At 43.2% G+C, this 24448-nt stretch carries 20 protein-coding genes; 9 read left to right on the forward strand and 11 right to left on the reverse strand.

Features of this window, described 5'->3' with window-relative positions:
* Nucleotides 1-166: 166 nt before the first annotated feature.
* Nucleotides 167-2284 carry a methyl-accepting chemotaxis protein gene (locus L3V35_RS14345; protein ID WP_237300139.1) on the forward strand — a complete coding sequence of 706 codons (2118 nt, stop codon included), beginning with the start codon at nucleotides 167-169 and terminating at the stop codon, nucleotides 2282-2284.
* A 174-nt stretch (nucleotides 2285-2458) separates the two neighbouring features.
* On the opposite strand, the gene L3V35_RS14350 is transcribed toward L3V35_RS14345, so the two are convergent.
* The 5 genes from L3V35_RS14350 to dinG all read right to left on the reverse strand — a co-directional run bounded on the left by L3V35_RS14350 (nucleotide 2459) and on the right by dinG (nucleotide 7380).
* Nucleotides 2459-3592 (reverse strand): cupin domain-containing protein, encoded by a 1134-nt coding sequence (locus L3V35_RS14350; RefSeq protein WP_054547278.1) that lies wholly within the window; start codon nucleotides 3590-3592, stop codon nucleotides 2459-2461.
* A 57-nt stretch (nucleotides 3593-3649) separates the two neighbouring features.
* Entirely contained in the window at nucleotides 3650-3820 is a 171-nt protein-coding gene (gene rsmS, locus L3V35_RS14355) for a pleiotropic regulatory protein RsmS (protein ID WP_004736541.1), read from the reverse strand.
* Nucleotides 3810-4358, reverse strand: coding sequence for a primosomal replication protein (locus L3V35_RS14360; RefSeq protein WP_029405213.1), 549 nt, complete (start codon nucleotides 4356-4358; stop codon nucleotides 3810-3812). Before L3V35_RS14360 ends, rsmS begins: the two co-directional genes overlap by 11 nt.
* Before the next feature lie 22 nt (nucleotides 4359-4380).
* The gene (locus L3V35_RS14365) at nucleotides 4381-5160 is read right to left on the reverse strand and encodes a TSUP family transporter (RefSeq protein ID WP_237300140.1); all 780 of its coding nucleotides are present in this window, start codon (nucleotides 5158-5160) and stop codon (nucleotides 4381-4383) included.
* A 129-nt stretch (nucleotides 5161-5289) separates the two neighbouring features.
* A complete protein-coding gene (dinG, locus tag L3V35_RS14370) occupies nucleotides 5290-7380 on the reverse strand; it encodes an ATP-dependent DNA helicase DinG (protein ID WP_237300141.1) in 2091 nt (696 codons plus the stop codon).
* A gap of 512 nt (nucleotides 7381-7892) precedes the next feature.
* Here dinG and L3V35_RS14375 point away from each other — a divergent pair.
* Both L3V35_RS14375 and L3V35_RS14380 read left to right on the forward strand, forming a co-directional pair.
* A complete protein-coding gene (locus L3V35_RS14375; RefSeq protein WP_151407943.1) occupies nucleotides 7893-8909 on the forward strand; it encodes a porin in 1017 nt (338 codons plus the stop codon).
* A gap of 73 nt (nucleotides 8910-8982) precedes the next feature.
* Nucleotides 8983-9630, forward strand: coding sequence for a DUF2057 family protein (locus tag L3V35_RS14380; RefSeq protein WP_108111389.1), 648 nt, complete (start codon nucleotides 8983-8985; stop codon nucleotides 9628-9630).
* A gap of 74 nt (nucleotides 9631-9704) precedes the next feature.
* Here L3V35_RS14380 and L3V35_RS14385 read toward each other — a convergent pair whose 3' ends face one another.
* A complete protein-coding gene (locus L3V35_RS14385; RefSeq protein WP_016768423.1) occupies nucleotides 9705-10433 on the reverse strand; it encodes a pseudouridine synthase in 729 nt (242 codons plus the stop codon).
* Nucleotides 10434-10754: 321 nt separating this feature from the next.
* Here L3V35_RS14385 and L3V35_RS14390 point away from each other — a divergent pair, with 321 nt between their 5' ends.
* Nucleotides 10755-12980 carry an NADP-dependent isocitrate dehydrogenase gene (locus tag L3V35_RS14390; protein WP_237300142.1) on the forward strand — a complete coding sequence of 742 codons (2226 nt, stop codon included), beginning with the start codon at nucleotides 10755-10757 and terminating at the stop codon, nucleotides 12978-12980.
* Nucleotides 12981-13321: 341 nt separating this feature from the next.
* Here the strand turns inward: L3V35_RS14390 and cspD are convergent, their stop codons facing one another.
* The gene (gene cspD / locus L3V35_RS14395; protein WP_004736548.1) at nucleotides 13322-13543 is read right to left on the reverse strand and encodes a cold shock domain-containing protein CspD; all 222 of its coding nucleotides are present in this window, start codon (nucleotides 13541-13543) and stop codon (nucleotides 13322-13324) included.
* Between the two features lie 586 nt (nucleotides 13544-14129).
* Here cspD and clpS point away from each other — a divergent pair.
* Both clpS and clpA read left to right on the forward strand, forming a co-directional pair.
* A complete protein-coding gene (gene clpS / locus L3V35_RS14400) occupies nucleotides 14130-14450 on the forward strand; it encodes an ATP-dependent Clp protease adapter ClpS (RefSeq protein WP_004736549.1) in 321 nt (106 codons plus the stop codon).
* A gap of 39 nt (nucleotides 14451-14489) precedes the next feature.
* On the forward strand, nucleotides 14490-16763 hold the full coding sequence (gene clpA, locus L3V35_RS14405) for an ATP-dependent Clp protease ATP-binding subunit ClpA (protein ID WP_004736550.1): 2274 nt from the start codon (nucleotides 14490-14492) through the stop codon (nucleotides 16761-16763).
* Nucleotides 16764-16967: 204 nt separating this feature from the next.
* Here clpA and infA read toward each other — a convergent pair whose 3' ends face one another.
* The 3 genes from infA to aat form a co-directional block, all read right to left on the reverse strand.
* Nucleotides 16968-17186: a translation initiation factor IF-1 gene (gene infA, locus L3V35_RS14410; protein ID WP_001040192.1), complete on the reverse strand. Its 219-nt coding sequence runs from the start codon at nucleotides 17184-17186 to the stop codon at nucleotides 16968-16970.
* 81 nt (nucleotides 17187-17267) lie between these two features.
* On the reverse strand, nucleotides 17268-17966 hold the full coding sequence (locus tag L3V35_RS14415) for an arginyltransferase (RefSeq protein ID WP_108161193.1): 699 nt from the start codon (nucleotides 17964-17966) through the stop codon (nucleotides 17268-17270).
* A complete protein-coding gene (aat, locus tag L3V35_RS14420) occupies nucleotides 17963-18676 on the reverse strand; it encodes a leucyl/phenylalanyl-tRNA--protein transferase (protein ID WP_017078161.1) in 714 nt (237 codons plus the stop codon). The genes L3V35_RS14415 and aat overlap by 4 nt, the downstream gene beginning before the upstream one ends.
* 53 nt (nucleotides 18677-18729) lie before the next feature.
* On the opposite strand from aat, the gene L3V35_RS14425 reads away from it, so the two are divergent.
* The gene (locus tag L3V35_RS14425) at nucleotides 18730-19185 is read left to right on the forward strand and encodes a glycine zipper 2TM domain-containing protein (protein WP_004736438.1); all 456 of its coding nucleotides are present in this window, start codon (nucleotides 18730-18732) and stop codon (nucleotides 19183-19185) included.
* A 162-nt stretch (nucleotides 19186-19347) separates the two neighbouring features.
* On the forward strand, nucleotides 19348-20628 hold the full coding sequence (aroA, locus tag L3V35_RS14430; RefSeq protein ID WP_017078162.1) for a 3-phosphoshikimate 1-carboxyvinyltransferase: 1281 nt from the start codon (nucleotides 19348-19350) through the stop codon (nucleotides 20626-20628).
* Nucleotides 20629-20690: 62 nt separating this feature from the next.
* Here aroA and L3V35_RS14435 read toward each other — a convergent pair whose 3' ends face one another.
* On the reverse strand, nucleotides 20691-20936 hold the full coding sequence (locus L3V35_RS14435) for a YciN family protein (protein WP_237300143.1): 246 nt from the start codon (nucleotides 20934-20936) through the stop codon (nucleotides 20691-20693).
* A gap of 439 nt (nucleotides 20937-21375) precedes the next feature.
* Between L3V35_RS14435 and topA the strand changes: the two genes are divergently transcribed.
* A complete protein-coding gene (gene topA, locus L3V35_RS14440; protein ID WP_054547284.1) occupies nucleotides 21376-24006 on the forward strand; it encodes a type I DNA topoisomerase in 2631 nt (876 codons plus the stop codon).
* The last annotated feature ends 442 nt before the right edge of the window (nucleotides 24007-24448 follow it).

The raw sequence follows: 24448 nt of genomic DNA on the forward strand, positions 1-24448 counted from the left end.
ACACGGCCTATTAACATTTATGTAAACTTTCGTTTTATATGTAAGCAATTTGTGCTGTAATTATCCGCTAAGCTATTCGTCAAACTTATTTACATTGTGCTCTTCAATTCATCTCAATGTGGTAGTTACGGTTATGGAAGTCTTTTGGCTTAAATAAGGATATTAAATGCGCTCACTATCGGTACAGTGGAAAATCACCCTGCTTGCAGGCTGCTGTCTAATCATTACTTCACTGTCTCTTATTGGTTTTTCAATCTATAACGCGACCAGTAACCAACAAGTCATCAAATCTCAAAGCTCAGAATCAGTTATCAATAAAACTCAGCAGTTGCTGGCGTCTGTTTCTCAGCTTAATGCTCAAGAAACCCAACGTTATGTAGACGAAGCGGTTTACCGCGCAGAAATGTTAGCAGCCAGTGCTCAGTTTCTAAAGAACAATGCGGATGAAAACTTTACCCCAAGTGAAGAGCTTCGTACTGCGTTAGATGAAATGGTTCGTCGCTCAGTTTTGAACTTTGATTCTATTCAAGGTGCATATTTAGTTTTCCAACCTGATTTACTTGATGGTGAAGATGCGAATTATGTCGATGCGGACTATGTTGGATCTAATGAAAAAGGTCGTTTTGCTCCTTATTGGAAGGTGGCGGATAACGGCGAAAATGTTCTAGCGAACGTTCTGTCAGAACCTATCTTGAGCGATGATAGTAATAGCGAACGCTTTTATTGTCCTTTGTCTTCAGGGCAAACGTGTATTAGTACTCCACGAGTCGTGAACAGCGGTGGTACTGCATTGCTTACCTCTTCAATTTCAGTACCTATCTTAGTTGATGATGTTGCTATTGGCTTCTTGGGTATTGACCTAAGGCTAGATGGCTTGACCAGTGTGGTCACGCAATCAGATCAAAGCTTATTTGATGGCGCTGGTGCCGCTTATGTTGTCAGCCTAGACGGTTCGGTTATTGCTTCAGATGACTCAAGTATTGCAGTCGGCTCGGTCTTTCAAAGTGACAATACCAACAGTGATTTAATGACCGACTTTATCTTCGGTGGCGAAGTCACGACTCAATGGAGTGAGAATGGTGAGTGGTTACTCGCATTTGCTCCTGTTACCGCGGCGAACCAAACTTGGGGCGTGTTGTTTGAGATCCCGCGTGAGAGCGTGGTTGCCGATGCTAACCGATTGGATTCAATCATTAGTACTAAAGTAAGCGAAGGCATCCAAACGGAAGTGATTGCAGGCGTCATCTTTATTCTTTTTGGTTTAGCTATTATCGCGTTTTCTTCATTGTCTATTGTTAAGCCTATCCGACAGGTAGTCGAAAGGCTCAATGATATCGCTTCTGGTGAAGGTGATTTGACTCAGCGTTTGGAAGTGAAATCTCAAGACGAAATTGGTCAGTTATCACAAGGGTTTAACCTGTTCTTAGACAAGCTTCAGCACACGATTAAAGAAGTGATTCAAACCACTGAGCAAGTAGCGAGTACGACAAGCCAAGCTAAGGCATCAGCATCAAGTACACGTGAAAGCAGTGAATCTCAATTTAAAGAAGTCGATCTAGTGGCAACAGCCGCAGAAGAGATGACTCAGACTGCTGGCTTAGTGGTACAAAATGCAGAAGTTGCAGTTGATGCTGCTTGTGAGGCAAACCGTTCTGCTCGACAAGGGCAACAAGTCATCGAACTCTCAGCTGGAGAAATGAGAAAGCTGGTGGAGCGTATGTCGAGTGCTGTTCCTATTGTTGAAGAGTTAGCTAAAAATAACGGTAACATCACCGAAATCTTAAGTGTTATTGAAGGGATCTCTGAGCAAACCAACTTACTAGCATTGAATGCAGCGATTGAAGCGGCGAGGGCGGGTGAGCAAGGGCGAGGTTTTGCTGTTGTAGCTGATGAGGTAAGAAACCTAGCAAGTCGTACGCAATCATCGGTTGGTGAAATCAGAGCGGTGATCGACAAGGTTCATGCTGGAACTCAAGATGTTGTCGAAGCGATACAAGAAGGTAATATCTTAGCCAACGATACTGCGTTACATGTTCAAAATGCAGTTGAAGATCTTGGTTCGATTTTCACTTCAATTGAAGAGATCAGCGATATGAATAGCCAGATCGTGAGAGCAGCAGAAGAGCAGCAATCGGTTTCCGGCGAAGTGAATCAAAGTGTGGTTAACATTCGCGACTTAAGTGCGAAAATTCTGGAACAAGCTGCAGCTTCTGAGCAAGTGGGCAGCGAAATCGAGCAACTATCTCAACAGCAACAGAAATTGGTGAATCAATTCAAGGTCTAGTAGTTGAAGGTCTAGTAGTTCACGGTTTGGCTATTTAAGTTTAGCTAACGGTTGAATCGAAAAAGGGACAAATGAAGATTTCATTTGTCCCTTTTCTGTTTTTCTAAGGCTATTAGGCTATTAGGCTATTAGGTTCTAGGGCTCGGTGATATTCATCGAAACCAATTAACCAAGTTAGTCTTCGATAAACCAGTAACCTTTGTTTACCAATTCAGTCACGACAGTTACACCTGAAGGAGTCAAAGTGGTTGCTGAGTTAATCACCGAGTCATCACACAGTACATTTAGTAGCGATGAATCTGCTTCTTCAACCTTGACCACTTCACCATTGATGTAAGCCGTGTTGCTTTCATTCTCATGGTAGAGCGCTTTTAAGCCCGATACTCGACAGATCTCGCCTTCTGATTCTAAGTGCTGAGCGATCTCTTCTTCTGTCCATAATGGCTCAGGAGCGACGATATCAAGCTGGTGGCGTGATTGGCTTAGCAAACATCCCATGAATTCGCTGATGGTTTCAGGTTGCTCTAATGCAGATTTCAACATATCAGTTAGATTGCTTAAATCCGATGAACGAATCTTGCCGTAACCATCTTGCGTTTTGAATTCTGGATCGTGAAGATGAACGTCACCCATGTCATGAGCAAGTACAAAATCGGCGAAGTTGCTGATTAGCTCTTGTTCTTTAGGGGAGCGATAGCCAATAGAGTAGCTCATTGACGGCTCTAACGTGTTCCCTTCATGCGGGAAACCCGGTGGGATATAAAGGATATCGCCCGGCTCTAAAGTTTCATCAATGATCGGTTCAAAACCTTCGATTTGACGAAGTGCAGAAGCTTGAACGGTCTCTTTGTATTGGCCCACATCTTTTGCGCCGACTTTCCACTGGCGTTTACCTTGACCTTGAATGATGAATACATCGTATTGATCAATATGGGGGCCAACGCCACCTTCTGGTGCTGAGTAGCAGATCATTAGGTCGTCGAATAACCAGTTTGGTAAAGCTTGGAACGCTTCTGTCAGCTGATTTGCACCTTGGTGCCAGTGGTTCGCTGCTTGAACGATCAATTGCCAATGTGTTTCAGTTAGCTCGCCAAATTTCTCTTCGGAAAATGGACCATGTTCTGCAGTCCATTGGTTGTCGAGGTTAGAAACAAAGCGAGAATCCACTTCTTCTTCCATCGATAAACCAGCAAGTTCTTCCGGCGAAATTGGGTCGACGAAGTTTTGGAAGCCACCTTTTAAGATGGTTGGTTTTTTATGCCAGTAGTTTTCAAGAAATTCGGGCATAGAAAAGCTAAGTTGGTACATGTGAATCCTGTATGTTTTTATGCTAGATGCTAGATGCTAGATGCTAGATGCTAGATGCTAGATGCTAGATGCTAGTTTGGCTTGTAAATCTTGTTGGACAATCTTAATTGCTTCTAACGCCACTTTTGGGTCGATTTCGTTGCTTTCGAGCAGATAGATCAGGTCGACAGCTAACTTAACTTCTTCTGGCGCATTATCCAGTGGTGATGATGTGTTATCAGTGTTCATTTCGCTTAGGGTTCTCTAAGTTAATCAGTCTCTCAATATTTTTCATTGAGTCTTCACAGCGTTCTAATCGTTCTTTTGCTAATTGCCAAGCCTCGTCCGCTTTTTTCTTACTGTGGCGAGGCGCAGAATCAAACGCTAACTTTCGTACTCGTACTAAATCGACCAGTCGCTTTTGCCAATCTTGGTGCTGAGCGAGTTCGTTGTATAGGTCGTTGAGATTTTTGCCTGACTTACTTTTTCGGTCTAAGCGTAAATCATGGTTAGCGAGCTCCCTTTGGATTGCAGCTATCTGGTTAGTCAGCTTTTCCGTCAGGTAGTTGGCCCGAGATGCGGTCAGTTGATTTGTCGCTTGTTCACGAATAATGGTGTTGTACGTTGTTTGAGTTTCAAGTGCGTAGGGCAGTAAAATAGAAGAGCTGCACTTAAATAAGGTTCGGTCAAACAAGGCTTGATGATAAGCACCACGGGCTTTGTCGACCTGAGAACTGTGCCCAATTAAGGTATCCAGTACACTTTTAAGATTTGAAAAATGGTTCATTTCGCTTCCCATTGGCTGGTGGCTATAAGTTTACAAACCACGCTTCGTAAGCTAGTTTAATCGCAAGGACACTCACAACAGTCACAAAGACAGGTCGTATAAATGTAGCACCAAAGCGAATAGCAGAATGTGCTCCAACAAATGCACCAGCCATCAAACAAAGCCCCATGGTTAAACCTAGAACCCAATCAATATGACCGAGAATCGCAAAGGTCACCAAAGAGGTGAAGTTGCTAGTGAAGTTCATCGCTTTAGACAAACCAGAAGCCAGTAAGATATTTAAGCGATAAAGCGCCATAGAACTCACCGTCCAAAACGCGCCAGTACCTGGGCCTGCAACACCATCATAAAAGCCAAGAATGAATCCTTGGTACTTTTGTTTTCTTTTAAGTACCGGACACGGTTTAGGAGACACATTATGGCTCACATTCGGAGTCTTATGAAAAATGGTATAGACAGCAGCGGCAAGAATAACTAATGGCAATACCTTCTCTAACCATTCTGTACTAATGGCATCAACAGTCAGGGTGCCGATTGTTGCACCTATTAATGTCGATATGAATGCATTGGTCCAACATTCAGGTTTGAACAGTTTCTTACGATAGTAAGTAAAAGCGGCAGTTGATGAGGCAAACGTTGCGGCCAGCTTATTAGTTCCGAGTGCGATGTGTGGCGGTAAACCAAGCGATAGCAAAGCTGGGACGGTTAACATCCCTCCGCCACCGGCGACAGCATCGATAAAGCCTGCTGCAAATGCAACCAAGGCAAGTATGACCAACATGGTTGGCTCAATCATTTCCATAAATAGCTAGTGTTCTCGTTATCGGCTGTTAAGGGAAGCCACATGAATAATCAATGGATTAGTCATGTTGGGTTGTGAATGCAAGGGCCTAGCGATGACAGGCCCATAACTACCTCGAGGGCAGTAAAATTAGTATTTTATTGTTCTTTTAAAAGGCGGTAGCGAATCGAGTAGGGATTTACCGTATCGCTTCGTGACTATGCGTCTATCAAGGATCGTGACTTTACCAGAATCTCGTTCTTTACGCAGCAATCTACCCACAGATTGAATAAGCTTTTTACTCGCTTCTGGAACAGTAATCTGCATAAAAGGATTACCGCCGCGTGATTCAATATATTCTGAATGTGCTCGCTCTACAGGAGAGGTAGGAACACCAAAAGGAATCTTGGTAATAACTAGGTTTTCAAGTAGCTCACCAGGTAGATCAAGACCTTCAGAAAAGCTACCTGTTCCAAAAAGGACGCTGGTTTTACCTTGGTCTATCAGCTTTTTATGTTTTTTTAGGATTTCGGTTCGTGAAGTATCACCTTGAACCTGCAATGCCCACGACGTTTTAACGAAATCTGTTGCCAAAGCTTCTGCAACTTTATTCATTTGCCAATAAGAAGAGAATAAAACGAGATTGGCTTTGTTGTCTTCTATTACCTTAGGCAATATTTCAATAAGATATTCAGTAAACTGAGGTGCTTGCGGTTCGTACTTCATTGCAGGAACAACCAGCTCAGCTTGGTTCTGATAATCAAACGGCGATGCCAAAGCAAGAAATTGTACACCGTCTTCGGCTTTTTGACTGATACCAGCTTGATGGCAGAAAAAGTTGAAGGAGTTGAGTGCTCTCATTGTCGCAGAGACGAGTACTGCACCAACACAACGACTCCAGATCTGTTGGTCCAGTTGCCAACCCACCTCTAGTGGCGAAACATTCACAACGAAATCGCCTTCACTTTCTTTATTCAGTTCAAGCCAACGCGCTAAAGGCGCTCCTTTCTCTCTCTTAGGTTCAGCCATTAAGCGCCAAACCTGAGCAAGGTTTTCTGTCCTTTGTATATAGAAGCCAATTTCTGCAAGCGCAGGCTCTGCCAGTTTTGCTGAAAGCTCTCCGTCTTTAACTCGTTCTGCAATCAGGTCTGCAATCTTCGCAACGGCTTGGCTCGCCTTTTGTGTGAGTTGCTTGAGATCTTTAGATTCATTCTCTAGCCAATCAGGTAAGTCGCCATGCTCGAAGCGATACAAGCCGTCTTCAAAGTGGCTAGCATCAAACTGTTTGCTCATTTGAGTAAGAGTAGGAATCAGCTGTTGTACAGAATCCTGCAATTCATTTCTGAATCGACCCACTCGCTTTTCATCCGCCAAGCCCGAAAGCTTGGTGATGGATTGATTCAAACGCTCCAACCACGATGCCGCGCCTTTTAAGCTCGCCGCCGCAGAGGAATGATCTCTGGCTACGTGTGGTAAGTGGTGAGCTTCATCGAATATATAGATGCTATTTTCTGGCTCGGGCAGTATCACGCCGCCACCAAGGTCGGCATCAGCCATCACTAAACTGTGATTGGCGATAATCACGTCTGCTTTATCCAGCTCCGAGCGTGCTTTTTGGAAAGGGCAGTCTCGATGAGTCGGCATACTGTTGTTACAGCTGTGCTTATCACTGACGATCATTTGCCAAATTATATTGTCGATTGGTTTAGGCCATGAGTCACGATCCCCGTCCCATTTACCTTGAGCCAAACTACGATACATAGTTTGAAGCTGCTCGATGTCTTTCTTCTTTGGCTTAGATTCGAACATCGCCATTTGTCCGCCATCAATTTGTCCACCATCAACCCCGCAGGCAGCGGCTAGCTTTTCGGAGCAACAATAGCGCTGTCTACCCTTCGCTAATATAAAAGAAAACTCTCTATCTGTAAGTCTTCTATATAGAGGGAGATCTTTATTGACGAGTTGTTCTTGTAGGGCAACCGTAGCTGTCGAAATGATGATTTTTCGATTATTTAGCACAGCGACAGGAATCGTTGCCATGAGATAGGCGAGTGATTTCCCGATTCCTGTTCCCGCTTCAGCCACAATCATGCGATTACTTTTGTGGTATTGACCACAAAGTGTCTTAGCTATTTCTGCAACTAGGTAATTTTGAGCACGTCGAGGTACAAAGTTGTCCAACTGATCTTGGAGGTTTTGATAACTGGTGCGAATGGATTTTTGAATTTTAGTAGTTAGCATACTGTGACCTACATAACGGAGCGAGGATAGTAGCACATATCACTAGTCGGTACATTTGCGGCGAAATAGCTTGCTTTTAAATCAAAGGTAGATCTTGTTCACAAAAAAAAACTGAACCATCAGGAACTTAACGATTTTATTTATGTTGTGAAATATAAATATTAAAAAAGACTGACTTGTAGGTGTTAAGTTCTGATTTGTTGTTTGTTTATTGGTTTATCTGGTTCTAAATGCTGTTATGTTCTTTTTTTATATTATTATATTTCCTGATAAAACTAAGGATAAGTTACTCGTAAAACAATGAAAAAAAATGTAAGTCTTTGATTGTTATTGGTTTGTGTTTTTTTTAGATGTGTTTTTAGTTTATTTGACACGCAGGATAATCTTTTGCAATCTAGACCTCGAAATTTAGTGACGGTGATTAACCAACAAAGAGTGGTAATGACCAGTCATAAAAATAAAAGGGAACCGGGCAAGGATCTCCCATTCTTAGAAAAGGCAGTGGATTTATTATGAAAAAGACTCTATTAGCGCTAGCTATCGCAGCTACAGCAACTTCTGTAAACGCAGCAGAAATTTACTCTAACGACGATACTAAAGTTGGCCTAAAAGGCGAGGTAGATATCTACCTGACTCAATCTGAAGTTGACAATGTTTCTGGTGTTGGTTCTGAGAAGAAAGACGCTGACGTTTCTACTTGGGCTAAAATCCAACTAGACGCTGAACAGAAGCTAAACGACCAGTTCACAGCATTCGCATCTTTCGAAATCGAATCTGACGGCAGCAACGCTAAGTTCGATGACGTTCTAGCTGGTTTTAAAACTGATACTTGGGGTATGGCTTTCGGTGAGACTGGCGACCTAGCAGAATCTGCTGACGCTATTCAGAAAGACGATATCACAAACGAAGGTAACTACATGGGCTCTACCGGTGGTCACCACAAAGAGTCTTCTGGTCACGGTGCTGTATTCAAAGGCCAATTCGTTGAAGGTTTTACAATCGTAGCTGACATCAACACTGAAGCTACAGATGGTGTTGATAACACTTACGGTATCTCTGCAGATTACGCATTCAGCAACTTCTCTATCGGTGCTTCTTACATCGCTGGTGATGCAGCTGAAAACGTAGATTACCTACTAACAGGTGTTTCTGCTTCTGCTGAATTTGGTGGCCTATACCTAGCTGCTACTTACGCACAGTACGAAGGCAACCAAGGTTACGGTTACTGGGATCTAGCTTCTGGTTACGGTAATGGCGAAACTATGGGTGTTGCTGCTGCTTACCAACTAGACGCTGTTCGTCTATACACAACTTACGCTGTAGCGACTACAGACGAGCGTGTATCTACAACTGGTGTTGTATCATCAATCTCTGATGTTGATTCAACTAACCTAGTAGTTGGTGCTGATTACGCATTCCGTAACAACATCCTATTCTTCGCAGAATACCAAACTGCAGATTTCGAAGTTGATGGCGGCGCAGACCTAGATGCTGACGGCGTAACTGCTGGTGTTTACTACACATTCTAATCTGTAGTTAACTATGCTATATAAAAGCCAGCACTATGCTGGCTTTTTTACATTTATCTATAAGGAATTGTACATGAACAAGTGGTATTTGAGTTTTATCTGTCTGTTCTCTGCACCATATGCAACGGCTGGACTCGAGTTAGGTTCTGGAATTACGTTGAACACGCTCAATGGTGAGCAGATAAAAAGCATAAAAGATGCAGTGTTAACATCAGGTGAAAATCAGCTTGTGGTGGACTATACCGGTTATCTGAGCGATAAAGGTAAGAGAGAATTCATCAGCACAGTTCCATATATTATGGTTATCGATGCTCCTGAAGGGGCTGATGTAGATATTGACCTAAAGAGTAGAAAGTTTGGTAACGTTGAAAAAAATGTCGATAAAGGACAACCCATTTTTAAAGTTGCTGTAAATGGTGATGATGTAAAAGTAGATCAAGAAATTTTGCCTCCAGCTCAAGGTGCATTACCTTACAGCGATATTCCTCAGTTGGTTAAAGATTATAACCAAGAGAGAGGCTTAGTTTTTGATTCAGGGAAGATTCGTTCGTTGAAAGAAGAACTAGCGGCGGTACAAACTGGTGCAGTAGTTGGAGCGACGGTCGCTGCCGACAGTACTGTGCAAGAGTCTGAAAATACGCTTCAACTTAAGCTATGGTATTCAAGAGCAAACGAAGAAGAGCGTAAAGCTTTCCAAAAATGGTTAATTGACCAAAAGTAAGACCAAAATTTTTTAAAGCGAGGTGTTCCTGTCTAAGACAGATTCCTCGCTTTTTCATTTCTGCTAATTGTCTACTAGATTTCTTTCCACTCACCAGGCTGAAGCTGCCCCACGTTCATGTTGCCCATTGAATAGCGAATAAGTCGCAGGGTAGGGAAGCCGATATTTGCTGTCATTCGTCTTACCTGACGGTTACGCCCTTCAATGATAGTAATCGCTAACCATGTTGTCGGTATTGCGGCTCTGAAACGCACTGGCGGGGTTCTTTCCCACACAACAGGTTCAGACATCACCTCAACCTGAGCAGGCAGTGTCATGCCGTCTTTTAGCTCCACGCCTTTTCTCAATTTATCTAAATCTTCCTCAGAAGGTGCGCCTTCAACCTGCACCCAGTAAGTCTTTGGTGATTTTGAGTTTGGTTGAGTTAACTTAGCTTGGAAGATGCCATCATTGGTCAAGACCATTAATCCTTCACTGTCGCGGTCAAGTCGACCCGCCGCGTAAACATCTTTAACTGGAATAAAGTCGGCGAGTGTTTTCCTGCCTTCGCCATCAGTGAACTGGCTGAGAGTATCGAAAGGCTTGTTGAACAAAATGACTTTACGATCTTCGATTGCCACCTTAGGTTTCACGTTGGTAGGTTTGCTTTTATATCGGTGCTTACTCGAGTGCGATTTTTTATGCGAACTACCCGTGTTATTTTTATCACTGCTTCGGTTTTGTCTATTACCGCTTTGTTTTAATGTTGCACCAGCACGAGCTGGTTTGTCTGAACGAGATACGCTGTGTGAGCGAGTAGACATGTTAACTACCTTGCAAAAATGTAAACGAAGTGTGCTGAAAAGTTTTCACTGAAACGGAATTGAGCTATCATTTGCGCGCCTAAAAGACACAAAATAGAACAAGTTGATGGACTCTTAAGCCTGATTTGTTTAATTATACCTTCGTGTTTTATTATAACAACGCACTCACGGATTTGGTTCATGCTGTCATCAAGATTGCATGAAAAATAAGATAGAGTACGACTATCGAGTAAGCAGTTTTCACTCTTTGAGTGGCTTACTGGTCAATTTATAACATGCTCACTACTTTAAATGAGCTTGTAAGAACTATAGGGAAATTTCATGCCTACTGAAAAACCAACGATCATCTATACCATTACAGACGAAGCTCCGGCGCTAGCAACTTACTCTCTGCTGCCAATCATTCAATCTTTTACAGCTTCTTCTGGTATTAACGTTGATACTCGCGACATTTCACTTGCAGGGCGTATTATTGCCAACTTCCCTGACTATTTGAACGAAGAGCAACGTATTGGTGATGCATTAGCAGAACTAGGTGAATTGGCTAAGACACCAGAAGCGAACATTATCAAGCTTCCAAACATCTCTGCATCTGTACCTCAGCTTCAAGCAACGATCAAAGAGCTCCAGTCAAAAGGTTACGCACTTCCTAATTACCCAGAAGAAGCAAACACTGACGAAGAGAAAACCGTTAAAGCAACTTACGATAAAATCAAAGGTAGTGCAGTAAACCCTGTGCTACGTGAAGGTAACTCGGATCGCCGTGCTCCACTTTCTGTTAAGAACTATGCGAAGAAGAACCCACACTCAATGGGTGCATGGTCTGCAGATTCTAAGTCGCACGTTTCAAGTATGGATGACAAAGACTTCTTCGGTAGTGAAAAGTCAGTAACGATTGAAGGTGCCACAGAAGTGAGCATCGAATTTGTTGGCAAAGATGGCGCGAAGAAAACACTGAAGCCAGCTTTTGCACTACAAGATAAAGAGATCATTGATGCGTCAGTGATGAACAAAGCTGCTTTGGTTGCGTTCTTTGAGAAAGAAATCGCATCGGCTAAAGAGCAAGGCGTACTGCTTTCTCTTCACATGAAAGCGACGATGATGAAAGTGTCTGACCCAGTGATTTTTGGTCATGCGGTTAAGGTTTACTACAAAGACGTGTTCGCTAAGCACGGTCAACTGTTTAATGAGTTAGGTGTTGACGTAAATAACGGCATCGGCGATGTATACGCAAAAATCGCTGCACTTCCTCAAGATCAGAAACAGGCAATCGAAACTGACCTACAAGCAGTATACGAAACTCAGCCTCCACTAGCGATGGTTGACTCAGACCGTGGCATTACTAACCTACACGTTCCAAGTGACATCATTGTTGATGCATCTATGCCTGCAATGTTACGTTCTTCAGGTCAAATGTGGGATCCAGAAGGTAAGCAAAAAGACACGAAAGCAATGATTCCAGATCGTAGCTACGCGAGCATCTACCAAGCGGTTATTGATTTCTGTAAAGAGAACGGCGCTTTCGACCCTACAACGATGGGCAGTGTACCAAACGTTGGCCTAATGGCTCAAAAAGCGGAAGAGTACGGTTCTCACGATAAGACTTTCATCCTTGAAGCTGCTGGTCAGGTTCAAGTTGTAGACGCTTCAGGTTCAGTGCTTCTTGAGCAAGACGTAGAGGAAGGTGATATCTTCCGTATGTGTCAGGTTAAAGATGCACCAATTCAAGATTGGGTTAAGCTAGCGGTTACTCGTGCTCGTGCATCGGGTGTTCCAGCGGTCTTTTGGCTAGACGCGTCTCGCGCACATGACGCTCAGCTTATTGAGAAAGTAGAAGCTTACCTTCCTGAATACGATACTGATGGTCTTGAAATTAAGATCCTTGCTCCACTTGAAGCAACTCAATATTCATTGGTTCGTATCAAAGAAGGTCTAGATACTATTTCTGTTACAGGTAACGTATTACGTGACTACCTAACGGATTTATTCCCAATTCTAGAGCTTGGTACGTCAGCTAAAATGCTATCGATTGTTCCACTAATGAACGGTGGCGGTCTGTTTGAAACAGGCGCTGGCGGTTCTGCTCCTAAGCACGTGCAACAAGTAGAAAAAGAAAACCACCTGCGTTGGGATTCTTTAGGTGAATTCTTGGCATTAGCGGCATCTCTAGAGCACCTAAGCGTAGTCACTGGCAATGCTAAGGCACAAGTTCTCGCTGACGCGCTTGATAAAGCGACGGGCGAGTTCCTAGATAAAAACAAATCTCCTTCACGTCGAGTAGGTGAGCTTGATAACCGTGGTAGCCATTACTACCTAGCAGCATACTGGGCTAAAGCGCTTGCTGAGCAAACGGTTGACGCTGACCTTGCTGCTGAGTTTGCAGGTGTGGCAAGTCAATTGGCTGAAAGTGAAGAAGCTATCGTTGCTGAGCTAAACAACGCTCAAGGTCCAGCCGGTGATTTAGGTGGTTATTACCTACTTGATGATGCACTGGTTTCATCACTAATGCGTCCAAGCTCAACACTGAACGCATTCATTGACGCATAGTGATTAGACTCATCGTTAGCAAATTATGATCATGATTGACTAACGAGTTGCTTGGTCTGACAGTTAAGTCATAGACCAATACAAAACGAAAGACGCTTTAACGATAACGTTAAAGCGTCTTTTTTATTCATAATGTTTTGCTAGACCTAGACCTAGACCTTGAACTACTTTGGGGGCAACATCCTCGAGCGAATTGTACTGTGAGCAACGTTATAGCTTCTAGATCGAAAAACCGCTCATTTAATCCTGTATTAGGGGTATCAAATGAGCGGTTTCAATATTCTGCTTACCTGTCAGCCGTTAATTAGGACTGATGGAGGTCAACATGATTTGGCCATCGCCTATTTAGCGGCGCTGCCTTCTACAGGAACAACAGAGCTAGCGTGCGAGCCTTTAGGTCCACTTTCTACTTCATAGTCGACTTGCTGACCTGCCTTTAAGGTTCGATAACCTTCCATCTGTATTGTGGAGTAGTGCGCGAAAATATCGCCGTCTTCACCTTCTGGACAAATAAAGCCAAACCCTTTGGCATTGTTAAACCATTTTACTGTACCTGTAGCCATGCTATACATCCCTCATGCATTTTGTTACTAACGTTGTTATATCAATTGTTGTAAGTGCGATTGATATCATTCCTACCAACTAAATAATTTCAGCTGATAGCTTGAATCTCATACATTGCTTACGGAAATTAACGCTACCCTGCGTAATTATTCCTTATTGTTCATTCTTAACGCGTATTACTCGATTTTGAATCTTGTTATAAAGTTGTATCAGAAAAACCTTTTAGCTCCAATGTAGCTAATGATTGAGCGCAGTCAATAGTAAATTGGTATAAAAGTGATCAATTTTAATAACAAATCACATTCGAGATTAACTGCAAACTATTAACTAAATAGTAACTTAGCGGTAATCTTATCGTTAGCATCAATAGTTATGGTGTCTTTTTAATCAATCACATATGTTAATCCTGTTAATAGAGATCTTTTATTTGCAGCGATGGAAATGGTGGATTAGGCTCAGTATAGAGGAATATTTTTTGGTACTGTTTCTCGGTGCAGTTTCTTAGTACACCGTAATGCGTGAATGTGGTAAATTTGAATGACGTAACACTCACGACTTCCGAAAAATAACTCTTAGCAAAGCGATATGAGCAGAAACTTTGAATGGGCATCTCCAGGCTCAGATTTACTGGAGAAAGAAGAGACAAAAGTAAAGCCACCGGCGATGTATAACGTTGTATTGAATAACGATGACTACACGCCTATGGACTTTGTAATCGAGATCCTAGAGCGATTCTTCTCACTAGATATCGAACAAGCAACGGAAGTGATGCTCAAGGTTCATTATGAAGGTAAAGCTATATGCGGCACATACAGTGCTGAAATAGCGGAAACAAAGGTAGCGCAAGTAAAGATGTACTCAAAGGAAAATGAGCATCCGCTACTATGTACAATGGAGCAAGTATAAATTGCTCGAACAACACCGTTGTTCCCTTAGGAGGTACTTATGCTAAATAAAGAATTAGAGACGAGTTTAAATGGTGCATTTGCTCGTGCGCGAGACAAGCGACATGAATTCATGACTGTCGAACACCTCCTACTAGCATTATTAGAAAATGATGCGGCCAAGGAAGCGCTCCAAGCTTGTCAGGCTGATCTCGATGCTCTTCGCAATGAGCTCGATATTTTTATCGATCAAACAACCCCACTTATCCCAGAAAGTGACGAGACTCGTGAGACTCAGCCTACGTTGAGCTTCCAACGAGTACTTCAACGCGCTGTTTTTCATGTTCAGTCTTCAGGTCGTAGCGAAGTTACAGGTGCAAATGTACTTGTGGCTATTTTCAGTGAGCAAGAATCTCACGCGGCATATTTGCTCAAGAAAAACGACATTAGTCGCTTAGATATTGTTAACTTTATTTCTCATGGCATTACCAAAGCCAGTAACGAAGGTGATAGTTCATCACCGTCTGATTCATTTGGTGGCGCAGAGAATGCAGAAGAAGCTAATTCTGAAGATCGTCTAGAAAATTTTGCAACTAACCTTAACGAAGTGGCGAAACAAGGTAATATCGACCCGCTTATCGGGCGTGATAAAGAGCTTGAGCGTACGGTTCAAGTTCTATGTCGTCGTCGTAAAAACAACCCTTTGTTAGTGGGTGAAGCGGGTGTGGGTAAGACCGCAATCGCTGAAGGTCTTGCATGGCGTATTGTTGAAGGTCAAGTACCTGAAATCATTCAGAGTAGTGTGATTTATTCTTTAGATATTGGTTCACTTCTAGCTGGGACCAAATACCGTGGTGACTTTGAGAAACGTTTTAAAGCGATTCTTAAGCAACTAGAGAAAGAAGAAGACGCAATCCTATTCATTGATGAGATCCACACCATTATTGGTGCCGGTGCAGCATCGGGTGGTCAGGTTGATGCGGCAAACTTAATTAAGCCACTACTAAGCAGCGGTAAATTACGTTGCATCGGCTCAACGACATACCAAGAGTACAGCAGCATTTTTGAGAAGGAGCGTGCTTTAGCTCGTCGCTTCCAGAAAATTGATATTATTGAACCATCGTTAGATGACACAACCAAGATTCTGATCGGTTTGAAGCCAAAATACGAAGCTCACCACGAAGTGCGTTACACCAACAAAGCGTTGCGTGCCGCTGTGGAGTTGTCAGCTAAATACATTAATGAACGTCACCTTCCTGATAAGGCAATTGACGTGATTGATGAAGCCGGCGCTCGTAGTCGTTTGGCACCAGCAAGCCGTCGTAAGAAAACGGTAAGCGTGGCTGATATTGAGTCAATGGTCGCGAAAATGGCTCGTATTCCTGAGAAGTCAGTATCATCTTCAGACAAAGATACGTTACAGAAACTGGATGACCGCATGAAAATGTTGGTATTCGGACAAGACCCAGCGATCGATGTATTGAGCGAAGCGATTAAGCTGACTCGTGCAGGATTGGGTGCAGACAATAAACCTGTTGGTTCATTCCTATTCGCTGGTCCTACTGGTGTCGGTAAAACAGAGGTGACTGTACAGCTGTCTAAGTTGATGGGTATTGAACTGTTGCGCTTTGACATGTCTGAGTACGGTGAGCGTCACTCTGTGAGCCGTTTGATCGGTGCTCCTCCTGGTTATGTTGGTTATGACCAAGGTGGTCTGCTCACTGATGCTGTAATCAAGAATCCACACTCTGTTGTGTTACTTGATGAGATAGAGAAGGCTCACCCAGATATCTTTAACTTGTTACTACAGGTGATGGACAACGGCACGCTAACTGACAACAACGGTCGTAAAGCGGATTTCCGTAACGTGATCCTTGTGATGACGACCAATGCTGGTGTCGCTGAAACTGAGAAGAAATCGATCGGTTTGATCCAACAGGATCATGCGCCAGACGCGATGGGTGAGATCAAAAAGGTATTTACACCTGAGTTCCGTAACCGTCTTGATAATGTTATTTGGTTCAACAGCCTTGATCCAAGTGTGATTAACCAAGTTGTCGACAAGTTCATTGTTGAGCTTCAGGTTCAACTGGACGCTCGAGGCGTGTCTTTAGAAGTTTCTGAGGATGCTCGTCATTGGTTAGCTGAAAGAGGTTATGACAAGACTATGGGTGCGCGTCCTATGGGACGAGTGATTCAAGAGAAGCTTAAAAAGCCTCTTGCTAATGAGTTGCTGTTTGGTAGTTTGGTTGACGGCGGTACGGTTAAAGTATCCCTGATTAAAGACGATCTAGATTTCATCTATGTTGGTGCTAAAGAAGAGGTTATGCATTAAGCCTATTTCTTAACTGCTTAAGCAGTTGCTGACTGCTTATTGAGAGCGCGGTACAGCTAATCACGATAATAAACGCATGACTTCGGTTGTGCGTTTTTTTATGCTTGCGAGATGCGAGATTGGTGTTGTTGGAGTGGTAAAAAGTTCAGGCGATAAAAAACGGAGCATAAAGCTCCGCTTCTTATCGTATTCGGTAATTAAAAATTAACGAGCACGGAAGACGATGCGGCCTTTAGAAAGGTCGTATGGAGTCATCTCAACAGTTACTTTATCACCAGTAAGAATACGGATGTAGTTTTTACGCATTTTACCAGAGATGTGTGCTGTCACTACGTGACCGTTTTCAAGCTCAACACGGAACATCGTGTTTGGTAGAGTATCAAGGACCGTGCCTTGCATCTCGATTACGTCTTCTTTAGCCATCTAATCCTCTTTCGAAATTTGGCGGTTTTCAACGGCTTGATTGTGCCGTTAAAATCAAAATATGTAAAGTTGTCGCGTATTCTACCCTTGCCACCGCTGATTTACTAGCCTTTGATGACGTTGAAATCGTACTTTATAGTTCATCGCAGGACATTCATCGATTTGATAACCCAAATATAACCACTGTTTCTGTTCTTTCTGGGCGTGCTGGATTTGAAACAGAACACCTAGTGTTCCCATAGAGATGTCGATATCAGGATCGAAGAAAGTATAAAATGCGCTTGTGCAGTGAGACATCACGTCAGTGACGGCGATGCCGACTAACTGGCTATCATCATAGATGTGCATGAACTTTGTGGCAAGCCATTCATTTTTAGAGAATTGTAGAAACTCTTCTTTTTTAGGGGGATACATGGTTCCCGAACGGTGACGAGCGGTTATATAGCGACTATATAAGTCAAACCAGTTGTCATCCATCTCGTCTTTCAATTCCCAACGTAGTGATTTGGCTTTGTTGAGGATTCGTCGTTGGCTTTTGGAAAACTTGACCTCGGGAATCGAGAGGCGAATAGCTTGGCACGCAGAGCAATTATCGCAATGTGGCTTATAAATGGTCGATCCACTGCGGCGAAATCCGTTGGCGAGCAGGACTTCATAATTATCTGAAGTATGCATGTGTTCATCAAGCGTGACCGCCACTCTTTCTTGAAGATGTGGCAGGTAGCTGCAAGCATGGTTATCGGTCAATCCAATTCTGATTTGTTGTAAATCTGAACTCATGAAGGCGTTCCCTCTAGCCATTGTGATTTAAAACATCCATCGCTAAGTTGATTTTCTTTAAGTATTTTCAAAGCACTAAGGAACTCATCTCTTTCTACTTCGATAGCGCCCAAGGATTCCAAATGAGGGTTCATGACTTGGCAATCGATGAGTTTTCCTCCGAATCGTGTAAAGTGTTCACAAAAGTACCACAGTGCAATTTTAGAGGCATTGGTCTTCAGACTAAACATCGATTCACCACAAAAGACTTGGCCTCTTTGCAAACCGTAAAGTCCGCCGATAAGCTCGTCGCCTTGCCAAACCTCAACGGAGTGGCAGAAGCCTAATGAAGAAAGTTCGCGGTACGCTGACTGCATGTCACCGTTTAGCCAAGTTTCTTCTTCGGGTCTTAGCGAGGAGCAGTAGCCAATCACTTTGTCTGTCGCTTGGTTGATGCTGACACGGTAATTATGCTTTCTTTGAAACTTTTTAAGACTTTTTGACGGTTCGAATGTCTTAGGATTAAATACCGCTCGTGGTGCTGGGCTCCACCAAAGTATAGGCTCCCCTGGGCCGTACCATGGAAATATACCTTGGCTATAAGCGTTTAAAATTCGCATGGGTGACAAATCACCACCGAAGGCGAGCAGACCGTTAGGTTCATCAAGCGCGTCGAAAGGCGAAGGAAACTCTATACTAGTAGTATCAAGTTCGGTTAGGTATATAGTCATAAGTACCGCGTTACAGATTAATCACTGACCAAGAGGTCTTTAGGAGTTTTACCATGAAAAAGTTGCTTTGGATTTTACTTGTTTTGCCCATGTTGGCAAATGCAGCTTACAACAGAAACCAAGCTCGACCGGTCAATGAGGTCGTTTATGGTGAGATTGACACGGTCAGATACATTACCCAACAAGAGATCGTAGAGTCGAAAGCGAATGGTTGGGAAACCTTGTTAGGTGCGGCTATTGGTGGCTTGATTGGTAATCAATTTGGTGGAGGTACCGGCAAAGAAGTCGCAACGGCCGTCGGTGCTGTGGCAGGCGCCGGGATTGCTCGCAATCGAGGTAACACACAATACAAAGTGGAATATAAGCTCGTCGAATTATTGGTCAAAACTAAAGATGACAAGTTGGTTAACATCATTCAAGACGTCGATAACTCGATGTTGTTTAACCGAGGTGATGATGTGCGAATTCTCTATTTTTCAGACGGCGTCCGAGTTGATCTCGTGTACTAGTATGTAAATGTGTTTAGTTGGCTAATTAATCGCCTTTATCGAGGGGATTAGCTCTGGAGTTCATTGGAAAAGTTCGTTAGTCTGCAAGTACGAAGAATTATTCATCACCCGAAAATAAATACGCGCCAGTGACTTCGGGTGGTACAAGGACTATAAGATTTAATGGAAAGCCTTACGTTACAACCAATTCAAAAAGTGAGCGGGGAAGTTAATCTACCTGGCTCAAAAAGTGTTTCCAACCGTGCGCTTCTTTTGGCTGCACTTTCAACGGGAACCACGCGCCTAACAAACTTACTAGACAGTGATGATATTCGCCATATGCTGAATGCTTTGACGCAATTAGGTGTTGATTATCAGCTGTCTGCAGATAAAACCGTCTGTGAAGTGACGGGTGTGGGTGGTGCATTCTCAAGTGACAAAGCCCTAGAGCTTTTCTTAGGCAATGCGGGTACGGCGATGCGCCCGCTGGCTGCTGCACTTTGTTTGGGGCGTGGTGAATATGTTCTGACTGGCGAGCCTCGCATGAAAGAGCGACCAATCGGTCACTTAGTGACTGCACTGCAAGAAGCCGGCGCCGACGTTGAATACCTAGAAAACGAAAATTACCCACCATTGAAGATCACGGGTACTGGCCTTAAAAGCGGTACGGTTTCAATCGATGGTTCTATCTCTAGCCAATTTTTGACGGCATTTTTGATGGCTGCGCCTTTAGCTGAAGGTGAGGTAACCATCAAAATTGAGGGTGAATTGGTTTCTAAACCTTACATCGATATCACGCTACACATTATGAAACAATTTGGTGTGGATGTGATCAACAACGATTACCAAGAGTTCGTAATTCCGACTGGGCAATCTTACTCAGCACCGGGTGATTTCTTGGTTGAGGGTGATGCATCATCTGCGTCATACTTCCTTGCTGCCGCAGCGATTAAAGGCGGTGAGATTAAAGTAACGGGTATTGGTAAAAACAGTATCCAAGGTGATATCCAATTTGCTGATGCGCTTGAGAAAATGGGTGCAGAAATCGAATGGGGTGACGACTACGTGATCTCTCGTTGTGGTGAGCTGAAAGGCATCGATATGGACTATAACCATATCCCAGATGCAGCGATGACTATCGCAACGACAGCTTTGTTTGCTAAAGGTACAACGGCAATCCGTAATGTTTACAACTGGCGTGTGAAAGAGACCGATCGCTTAGCGGCTATGGCTACAGAGCTTCGTAAAGTTGGCGCAGAGGTCGAAGAAGGTGAAGATTACATCATCGTTAACCCTGTTGCTCAACTGACACATGCGGCGATCGACACCTATGATGATCACCGTATGGCGATGTGCTTCTCGCTGGTTGCCTTGAGCGATACTCCTGTGACAATTAATGATCCAGGTTGTACTTCAAAGACTTTCCCTGACTACTTCGACAAGCTGAAAATGCTGAGTCAATAAAAATGCTAAGCATATAAAGGTCCAGGAAGTAAAAAAGCTTGCCTAAATGGCAAGCTTTTTCGTTATTGTTGAAGCGTAAATTCTTTTGAAAGATGGTGCGCTAAGTATTTAAACATGTTAAATACTGCGGTTGTATTCTCTGTCGGCATTCCATAGCTGTCTAAGAAGTATTCACCTTTGAAGATGAGGACATCGTCTTTTTCTACTACGCTGTTTGCGCGCATGCCTTCAATGTAGTCATCATGTGATTGGATAATTTGGTTTGCGATAAGCAGTAAATCAAATTCTGCTATTACTTTCTTTGTCATGAGTTTATCTCTGATAACTGAATATAACGTTGAGTTTATGGTGTCGAACTAGAAATTCAATGATTTCACAACCGATTAAGAGAGTCTTTTCAAACATCCACAATTTATTTTGTGATTTACGGCAAAAATAATTGAATGGGGCTCGCGTTAGATTCGCGGACAAGCTTAGTATGAGCCCGTTTAGACGTAATGCCTGATGAATAGGCTCTTGCAAGTATTCTTAGTGAGTACTTTATAGCTTCTTTATATTGTGCCCCTTTTCTCTATGAGTCGTCGAATTGTCGAGCGATCAGATCCAATTTTGAAAAAAGCGGTTGATCTTCTAGTAATCTCGCACAATAGTAAAAAAAGAAGCAATGAATTTAGAATATCATGCGTAAAAGCCCACAAGCTAAATTGTTGGTGCTGAAGCATCGTGATTAAGGACGTTAGAGTCAATATGGGTAAATCGCTCGTTATAGTGGAGTCGCCAGCCAAGGCTAAAACTATCAATAAATATCTTGGCAAAGACTTTGTCGTTAAGTCGAGTGTAGGTCACGTACGTGATTTACCAACGGCGGGTCAAAGTACTGGTCAAAAGGCTGCTGCAGTTTCAACCAAGGGTATGAGCCCAGAAGATAAAGCTCGTATCAAGAAAGAAAAAGATCGCAAAGCTCTCATTAAAAAGATGGGTATCAACCCATATCAAGAGTGGGAAGCGAACTACCAAATTTTACCTGGTAAAGAAAAAGTCGTTGCTGAATTGCAAAAACTGGCTGAGAACGCAGACCATGTTTATCTCGCAACCGATTTGGACCGCGAAGGAGAAGCTATCGCATGGCACCTTCGTGAGATCATCGGTGGTGATGAAACGCGATACAAGCGAGTGGTTTTTAACGAAATCACTAAAAATGCTATTCAACAAGCTTTTGAAACTCCAGGTGAGCTAAACATTGATGGCGTAAACGCACAACAAGCACGACGTTTTATGGACCGTGTTGTTGGCTTTATGGTGTCACCACTGCTTTGGAAGAAAGTCGCACGAGGCCTATCCGCTGGCCGTGTTCAATCAGTCGCTGTAAAACTACTGGTTGAGCGCGAGCGCGAGATCAACGCTTTTATCCCCGAAGAGTTCTGGGATGTGCATGCTGATACCAAAACAGCAGAGAAAACAGATTTCAGACTGCAAGTCGCTCAGAAAGACGGTGTTGCGTTTAAACCTGATAATGAAGCGCAAACACAAGCTGCAGTTAGCGTTTTAGAAAAAGCTCAATACGAAGTATGTAAACGTGAAGACCGCCCTACTAAGAGTAAGCCGTCTGCACCTTACATCACGTCTACGCTGCAACAAGCGGCGAGTACGCGTCTTGGTTACGGCGTGAAGAAAACCATGATGCTGGCTCAACGTTTGTATGAAGCGGGTTACATCACTTATATGCGTACTGACTCAACCAACTTGAGTTCAGAAGCTGTAGAAGCCGCTCGTGAATACATTGGTTCTGAGTACGGCGCGCAATATCTGCCACCTAAAGCACTTGTATACGGCAGCAAAGAGGGCGCTCAAGAGGCCCACGAAGCGATTCGTCCTTCAAGTGTAGATGTTAAGTCGGAAGACCTAAACGGCGTAGACGCAGACGCACACAAGCTATATTCACTGATTTGGAATCAATTCGTTGCTTGTCAAATGACACCTGCGCAATACGATTCAACGACAGTAAGCGTTAAAGCGGATGAGTACACGTTAAAAGCGAAAGGCCGTATTCTTAAGTTTGACGGTTGGACTCGCGTTCAACGTCCAATGGGCAAAAATGAAGATACTATTCTTCCTGCTGTACAGGTTGGTGAAAAGCTAGACTTGATCGCACTCGACCCTAAACAGCACTTCACTAAGCCACCAGCACGTTTCACTGAAGCTGCGCTAGTTAAAGAGCTTGAGAAACGCGGTATTGGTCGTCCTTCAACTTACGCATCAATCATCTCGACGATTCAAGATCGCGGTTATGTAAAAGTTGAACAGCGCCGTTTCTATGCTGAGAAGATGGGTGAAATTGTTACTGACCGTCTAGATGGCAGTTTCAATGATCTAATGAACTATGACTTTACTGCTCGTATGGAGCAGAAGTTAGACCAAATTGCAGAAGGCGAAGCAAGCTGGAAAGGCGTGCTAGATAACTTCTTCGAAGACTTTACTGGCGATTTGGAAAAAGCGGATCTAGACGAAGACGCTGGTGGCATGAAGCCAAATCATATCGTAGAAACCGATATTGAGTGTCCAACTTGTAGCCGTAAAATGGGTATTCGTACAGCTTCGACAGGCGTATTCCTAGGTTGTTCTGGTTATGCACTTCCACCAAAAGAGCGTTGTAAGACAACAATCAACCTTGGTGATGAAGAAGGTATTATCAACGTTCTTGAAGAAGACGTTGAAACAGCAGCACTTCGAGCGAAAAAGCGTTGTCCTATTTGTGAAACGGCAATGGATGCTTATCTGATTGATGATAAGCGTAAGATGCACGTGTGTGGTAACAACCCTAACTGTGAAGGTTATGTGGTTGAACACGGTGAATTCAAAGTCAAAGGCTACGATGGTCCACTTGTTGAGTGTGACAAATGTGGTTCTGACATGGTTCTGAAGAACGGTCGTTTCGGTAAATACATGGACTGTACGAGTGAAGATTGTAAGAACACTCGTAAGATTCTGAGAAATGGCGAAGTAGCGCCACCTAAAGAAGACCCAGTGCATTTCCCTGAACTTCCATGTGAAAACTCAGATGCGTACTTCGTACTTCGTGACGGTGCTTCTGGTCTATTTATGGCTGCGAGCAACTTTCCTAAATCACGTGAAACACGTGCGCCATTAGTGGAAGAACTGGTGCGTTTTAAAGACCGTATTTCACCTAAATTCCAATACCTGACATCAGCACCAGTTGCTGATCCTGATGGCAAGCCGACAGTCGTTCGTTTTAGTCGTAAGACAAAAGAGAACTACGTTCGTACTGAAGCGGATGGCAAACCATCTGGTTGGACTGCGTTGTACATCGATGGTAAGTGGGAAATTACGGATAAACGTAAAAAGCCTAAAGAGAAGTAACTGAACGTTATTTGAAAAAAAGCAGCCATTAGGCTGTTTTTTTTTGACCAAAATACGACTAATTATGCAACTGGTTGATTTGCTGTGTCGATTGCGAGAATTTATTAAATTCACAGGGTAAAATAAATGGAGATGATTAATTATATCTTCTTATGCAACTTTAACGAGAATGTAACTTAATTCAAATATTGTAACTCAAAGATCAGTGTTTAGTTGTATACCTGATGTGTGACGGGTGTTAATGTAATGTTTCGCCCGCACGGTGTAGTGTGAGCTGCTTTAAGTCTTAGGAAAGCAATCAGCTTACATAGCACAGAATGGCGTATTAAAAATTGAAATCGACCGAAAAGTCGATAACGTATATAAAACCAAGTGCAAAGAATAGTGCACGCATAACAACGTTTGGCTTAGGATATTGTCACTGTATGTGAATGAATATTCG

This window comes from Vibrio sp. L5-1 (assembly GCF_021728315.1).
Taxonomy (GTDB): Bacteria; Pseudomonadota; Gammaproteobacteria; order Enterobacterales; family Vibrionaceae; genus Vibrio; species Vibrio splendidus_K.

Excerpts from the sequence above, each read along its gene's own strand:
- L3V35_RS14345 (WP_237300139.1), top strand. The coding sequence starts at position 167 with ATGCGCTCACTATCGGTACAGTGGAAAATCACCCTGCTTGCAGGCTGC.
- L3V35_RS14350 (WP_054547278.1), bottom strand. The coding sequence starts at position 3,592 with ATGTACCAACTTAGCTTTTCTATGCCCGAATTTCTTGAAAACTACTGG.
- rsmS (WP_004736541.1), bottom strand. The coding sequence starts at position 3,820 with ATGAACACTGATAACACATCATCACCACTGGATAATGCGCCAGAAGAA.
- L3V35_RS14360 (WP_029405213.1), bottom strand. The coding sequence starts at position 4,358 with ATGAACCATTTTTCAAATCTTAAAAGTGTACTGGATACCTTAATTGGG.
- L3V35_RS14365 (WP_237300140.1), bottom strand. The coding sequence starts at position 5,160 with ATGGAAATGATTGAGCCAACCATGTTGGTCATACTTGCCTTGGTTGCA.
- dinG (WP_237300141.1), bottom strand. The coding sequence starts at position 7,380 with ATGCTAACTACTAAAATTCAAAAATCCATTCGCACCAGTTATCAAAAC.
- L3V35_RS14375 (WP_151407943.1), top strand. The coding sequence starts at position 7,893 with ATGAAAAAGACTCTATTAGCGCTAGCTATCGCAGCTACAGCAACTTCT.
- L3V35_RS14380 (WP_108111389.1), top strand. The coding sequence starts at position 8,983 with ATGAACAAGTGGTATTTGAGTTTTATCTGTCTGTTCTCTGCACCATAT.
- L3V35_RS14385 (WP_016768423.1), bottom strand. The coding sequence starts at position 10,433 with ATGTCTACTCGCTCACACAGCGTATCTCGTTCAGACAAACCAGCTCGT.
- L3V35_RS14390 (WP_237300142.1), top strand. The coding sequence starts at position 10,755 with ATGCCTACTGAAAAACCAACGATCATCTATACCATTACAGACGAAGCT.
- cspD (WP_004736548.1), bottom strand. The coding sequence starts at position 13,543 with ATGGCTACAGGTACAGTAAAATGGTTTAACAATGCCAAAGGGTTTGGC.
- clpS (WP_004736549.1), top strand. The coding sequence starts at position 14,130 with ATGAGCAGAAACTTTGAATGGGCATCTCCAGGCTCAGATTTACTGGAG.
- clpA (WP_004736550.1), top strand. The coding sequence starts at position 14,490 with ATGCTAAATAAAGAATTAGAGACGAGTTTAAATGGTGCATTTGCTCGT.
- infA (WP_001040192.1), bottom strand. The coding sequence starts at position 17,186 with ATGGCTAAAGAAGACGTAATCGAGATGCAAGGCACGGTCCTTGATACT.
- L3V35_RS14415 (WP_108161193.1), bottom strand. The coding sequence starts at position 17,966 with ATGAGTTCAGATTTACAACAAATCAGAATTGGATTGACCGATAACCAT.
- aat (WP_017078161.1), bottom strand. The coding sequence starts at position 18,676 with ATGACTATATACCTAACCGAACTTGATACTACTAGTATAGAGTTTCCT.
- L3V35_RS14425 (WP_004736438.1), top strand. The coding sequence starts at position 18,730 with ATGAAAAAGTTGCTTTGGATTTTACTTGTTTTGCCCATGTTGGCAAAT.
- aroA (WP_017078162.1), top strand. The coding sequence starts at position 19,348 with ATGGAAAGCCTTACGTTACAACCAATTCAAAAAGTGAGCGGGGAAGTT.
- L3V35_RS14435 (WP_237300143.1), bottom strand. The coding sequence starts at position 20,936 with ATGACAAAGAAAGTAATAGCAGAATTTGATTTACTGCTTATCGCAAAC.
- topA (WP_054547284.1), top strand. The coding sequence starts at position 21,376 with ATGGGTAAATCGCTCGTTATAGTGGAGTCGCCAGCCAAGGCTAAAACT.